Origin of the sequence: Streptomyces albidochromogenes, assembly GCF_005981925.1 — a bacterium.
Lineage (GTDB): Bacteria > Actinomycetota > Actinomycetes > Streptomycetales > Streptomycetaceae > Streptomyces > Streptomyces albidochromogenes.
Genome location: NZ_VBVX01000423.1, coordinates 1 through 4,626, shown reverse-complemented (window position 1 = coordinate 4,626; position 4,626 = coordinate 1). Strand labels below are relative to the sequence as shown.

Sequence of the window (4,626 nt, the reverse complement as noted above, 5' to 3'; positions counted from 1 at the left end):
AAGCGGACGTGGGTGGGGCTGTGAAGGGCAAGCGGATGCCGCGTGCCGTGCGGGAGCGTCAGATGATGGACGCCGCCGTACAGACCTTCGGACAGCGGGGCTACCGGGCCGCGTCGATGGACGAGATCGCCGAGCTGGCCGGGGTGTCGAAGCCGCTCGTCTATCTGTACCTGAACTCCAAGGAAGAGCTGTTCACGGCCTGCATCCGGCGCGAGGCGGGCGCGCTGGTCGCGGCGGTACGGGCCGGAGTCGAGCCGGGAGCGCCGGCCGACCGTCAGTTGTGGGACGGACTGCGGGCGTTCTTCACGCACGCCGCCGAGCACCCCGACGGCTGGGCGGTCCTGCACAACCAGGCCCGTACGCACGGGGAGCCCTTCGCCGCCGAGGTGGCGCGGATGCGCACGGAGATCGTCAGCTTCGTCACCTACCTGATCGGGGCGGCGGCGCGCGAGGCGGACTGCGACTCGGAGCTGGCCGAGCGGGAAGTGGGCGGCCTCGCCCACGCGCTGGTGGGGGCCGCGGAGTCGCTCGCGGTCTGGGGCAACGAGACGCCGGGCGTCACCGCGAAGGAGACGGCCGCCACGCTGATGAACTTCGCCTGGGCCGGCCTGGAGAACCTCATGAACGGCCGGCGGTGGGCGCCGCCCTCACCCCGGCGGTGAGTCCGGCCGGCGGGCCGACCGCGTGCCCGTGAGGTGGATCCGGCCGTCCTGGCCGCGCACCTGGAACGCGTCGCCCGCCGCCGCGTAGGTGACGGTCGCGGGCAGCAGGACCGGCGCCCTGAAGTCGGCCCGTACGTGGATCGCGTCGGCGTCGTCGAGCCGCGCCGCACACCGGGCGAACGTCCACATGCCGTGCGCGATCGCGCGCGGGAAGCCGAAGGGCCGCGCCGTCAGCGGGTGCAGGTGGATGGGGTTGAGGTCGCCGGACGTGACGCCGTAACGACGGCCCAGGTTCCCCGCCAGGTCCCAGGACGCCACGGCGGGGAGCGCCTCGGACCCGGACGACGGGCGGCGCGGGGCGTCGCCGCTCCCGGCCGTGCGGTGGCGGGCCAGATACGTGCTGTGCGACGCCCAGGCGAGGGCGCCGGCGAGGCGCGCCTCGGTGACCATGGTGACCTCGGTGCCACGGCGGTGGGGGCGCAACGCGTCGGCGTACACCGTCAGTTCGAGCCGGTCGTCGGGACGCAGCGCCCGATGGCGGGTGATCGAGATGCCGGTGTGGACCAGCCCGGTCAGCGGGAGCGGAAAGGCGCGCCGCGTCATGACGCGCAGCGCGAGCGGAAAGCCGAGGACGTGCGGATAGGTCAGCGGCAGCGGGTCGGTGCAGGGGAACCCGCAGATGCGCGCGTACGCCGCCAACTGGCCGTGGTCCACCCGCACCTGACCGGCCGTGAGTGCGAAGTCGGGCAGGGCGGCCGAGGCGCGGACGTCGCGCTTGAAGGGAGAGGCGAGTGCCCCGAGGGCGAGGAGCGGTACGAGCGAGGTCATTGTCCGGACTCCCAGCGCGGCCGTAGATTTACTCCTGAGTAAGGTTACTCAAGGGTCAGGAGTAGGTCGAGATGATGCACCCCGCACCCGGACCACGGCGCCGACAACCACCGCCCCCCTCCCCACCACGACCGCAGCAGCCCCGGCTGGCCCGCGTCGACGGCGTCGTGCGGGAGGCGTCCGTCCCGGCGCTCGTGGCACCCGTACGGCGCGGATCGCTCGCCGACATCCCGTTCGACAACGCCCGCGAGGCCCCGGCCGACCCCGTGATCGGCCGCAGGCAGCACGACGGCACCTGGCACGACATGACGGCGGCCGAGTTCGCCGCCGACGTGCTCGCCGTGGCGAAGGGCCTCGTCGCGGAGGGCCTGCGGCCCGGGGACCGGATCGCGATCATGTCCCGTACGACGTACGAATGGACGCTCCTCGACTTCGCCGCCTGGGCGGCGGGCCTGATCACCGTCCCCCTCTACCCCACCTCCTCCGCCTTCCAGGCCCGCTGGATCCTCCAGGACTCCGGCGCCGTCGCCTGCGCCGTCGAAAGCGCCGACCAGGCCAGGGTGATCAGCCCGGAGCGGCAGCACCTCCACGACCTGGCGCACCTGTGGGAGTTCGACACCGGCGCGGTCGACCGGCTGCGGGCGGCCGGCCGGAACGTCCCGGACGCCGTCGTCGCCGCCCGCCGCGCCGGTCCGGAGCCGGACTCGGTCGCCACCCTCGTCTACACGTCCGGGACGACGGGCCGCCCCAAGGGCTGCGTCCTCACCCACGCCAACTTCTTCGCCGAGGTCGACAACGCGATCGAACTGCTGCACCCGGTCTTCAAGGCGGTCAGCGAGGAACCGGCGTCCACCCTGCTGTTCCTGCCGCTGTCGCACGTCTTCGGCCGGATGGTCGCGATCGGCTGCCTGCGGGCGCGGGTACGGCTCGGGCACGCGCCCAGCATCGCGACCGACGACCTCCTGGCCGCTCTCGCGGGCTTCCGGCCGACGTTCCTGCCGGCCATCCCGTACGTACTGGAGAAGGTCTTCAACACCGGCCGTGCCACCGCCGAGAAGATGGGCCGCGCCTCGTCCTTCGACCGCGCCGCCCGGATCGCGCAGCGCTACGGCGAGGCACTGGAGGCGCGGGAGCACGGGACGGGGGAGGGGCCGGGCTACGCGCTGCGCGCGGCCCGCGCGCTCTACGACCCGCTGGTCTACCGGCGGATCAGGGCGGCGCTGGGCGGCAGGGTGAAGTACGCGATCTGCGGCGGCTCGCCCCTCGGGCGGCGCCTGGCGTCGTTCTACGCGGGCGCCGGCATCGAGGTGTTCGAGGGGTACGGGCTGACCGAGACGACGGCGGCGGCGACCGTCACCCCGCCGCTCAGACCCCGCCTCGGCACCGTCGGGCAGCCCCTGCCGGGCACGGCGGTCCGCATCGCCGACGACGGCGAGGTCCTGCTGCGCGGCGGCCAGGTCTTCGGCGGCTACTGGGACCGGGAGCGGCAGGCGCCCGTGGACGTGACCCGCGACGGGGGCTGGCTGGCGACCGGCGACCTGGGGGCGCTCGACGACGACGGGTACCTGACCATCACGGGCCGCAAGAAGGACGTCATCATCACCTCGGGCGGTAAGAACGTCGCCCCCGCGCCCCTGGAGGACTGGCTGCGGGCGCACCCCCTGGTGGGGCAGTGCCTGGTGCTGGGCGACAACCGCCCGTACATCACCGCACTGCTGACCCTGGAGCCGGACGGCCTGGGGCACTGGCGTCGGATGACGAAGAAGCAGGACGTCCCGCTGCGCGACCTGGTCGACGACGAGGACCTGCGGGCCGCGCTGCAACGGGCGGTCGACGAGGCGAACCGGCTGGTGTCGCGGGCCGAGTCGATCCGCGCGTTCAAGGTCCTGCCGGTCGAGTTCACGGAGGAGAACGGCTACCTGACGCCGTCGCTCAAGCTGCGCCGGGCGGCGATCTTACGGGACTTCGGGGCGGAAACAGCGGCGCTGTACCGGCGGTGAGGGGCCGACGGAGCCCGCCGGGGTAGCCGCCCGCCGTGGGCCCGCCGGGGGCGATGAACGGAGGGGGAGCCCGCCCGGGGCCGCCCCCTCCGCAACGGGTGCTACGAGCAGTTGCCCTGGGCCGGCCGGCCGGCGAACCGCTCTCCCAGCCAGTCCATCGCCGGGAACGCGCCCACGGTCACCGCGCCGATGTGCCCGAGCAGGGGATGCGAGCGCCACTGCACGTTCGCGCCCCTTTCGCACCAGTCGGCGCGCAGCCGCCTGCCGACGGAGTACGGGATCAGCTCGTCGAGTCCGCCGTGGTAGAGGTAGACGGGATGCCCGGGGGCGTGGGTGCCGACGTTCGACTCGGTGAGCCGCCGCTGCCAGTCGGGCTGGTCCAGCGGGTTGGTGACGGTCACATCGGAGATGCGCTGGAAGAGGCCCGCGACGGTGTCGACGGCCACGCAGTTCTTCTTCATGAAGTCGACGTAGGTGCGGCCCTTGGCGTTGAGGTACTTGTCGAGCTCCAGCTCGGGGAAGGCGGCCTGCTGGCCCGTGGCGGCCATCAGGATCAGACCGGCCCCGATGTTGCCGTCGTTGAAGTCGGCGACCTCCAGCAGGTCGGCCGGTACGCCGCCGGTCGCCGTGCCCTTGACGTTCAGTTCCGGGGCGTACGAGTCGTGCAGCTCGGCGGCCCAGCTCGACGCCTGGCCGCCCTGCGAGTACCCCATGATGCCGACGGGCGACCGGTCGCTCAGACCGCTCCGGCCGGCTTCGGGGTGGCGGAGGGCGGCGCGCGCCGCGTCGAGGACGGCGTGTCCCTCGGCGCGCCCGACGGTGTAGGTGTGGTCGCCCGGGGTGCCGAGCCCTTCGTAGTCGGTGACGGCGACGGCCCAGCCGCGCTGGACGGCCTGGTTGATGAGGTTGGCCTCGACGGTGGTGCCCTTGGGGAACCCGGCGCTCGGGGCGCACTGGTCGGCGAGCCCGACGGTCCCGACGGCGTACGTGACGAGCGGGCGCGGCCCGGTGCGCCCGTCCTTGGGGACGATGAGGGTGCCGGACACGACGTTGGGGGCGCCCTTGGCGGTGGTGGAGCGGTAGGTGAGGTGCCAGGCGTTGGTGTGCGTGGGTTGGTTGGGGAGGGGGTGGAAGGA

General features: G+C 73.4%; 4 protein-coding genes. 2 read left to right on the top strand and 2 right to left on the bottom strand.

From position 1 onward, the window contains the following. Positions 1-35: 35 nt before the first annotated feature. Positions 36-662, top strand: a complete 627-nt coding sequence (locus E2E34_RS31640) for a TetR/AcrR family transcriptional regulator (protein ID WP_138905289.1) — start codon at positions 36-38, stop codon at positions 660-662. Here E2E34_RS31640 and E2E34_RS31635 read toward each other — a convergent pair. Next, positions 648-1,490 (bottom strand): MaoC/PaaZ C-terminal domain-containing protein, encoded by an 843-nt coding sequence (locus E2E34_RS31635; protein ID WP_138905287.1) that lies wholly within the window; start codon positions 1,488-1,490, stop codon positions 648-650. The two genes, E2E34_RS31640 and E2E34_RS31635, sit on opposite strands and share 15 nt — an antisense overlap. A 71-nt stretch (positions 1,491-1,561) precedes the next feature. Here E2E34_RS31635 and E2E34_RS31630 point away from each other — a divergent pair, with 71 nt between their 5' ends. Further along, a complete protein-coding gene (locus E2E34_RS31630; protein ID WP_244316316.1) occupies positions 1,562-3,490 on the top strand; it encodes an AMP-dependent synthetase/ligase in 1,929 nt (642 codons plus the stop codon). Between the two features lie 101 nt (positions 3,491-3,591). On the opposite strand, the gene E2E34_RS31625 is transcribed toward E2E34_RS31630, so the two are convergent. Beyond that, the coding region (locus tag E2E34_RS31625; RefSeq protein ID WP_138905286.1) for a lipase family protein at positions 3,592-4,626 on the bottom strand (1,035 nt) is incomplete at its 5' end.

What these genes read in the sequence shown, in the direction of transcription:
- E2E34_RS31630 (WP_244316316.1), top strand. Translation starts at nt 1,562, where the DNA reads ATGATGCACCCCGCACCCGGACCACGGCGCCGACAACCACCGCCCCCC.
- E2E34_RS31640 (WP_138905289.1), top strand. Translation starts at nt 36, where the DNA reads ATGCCGCGTGCCGTGCGGGAGCGTCAGATGATGGACGCCGCCGTACAG.
- E2E34_RS31635 (WP_138905287.1), bottom strand. Translation starts at nt 1,490, where the DNA reads ATGACCTCGCTCGTACCGCTCCTCGCCCTCGGGGCACTCGCCTCTCCC.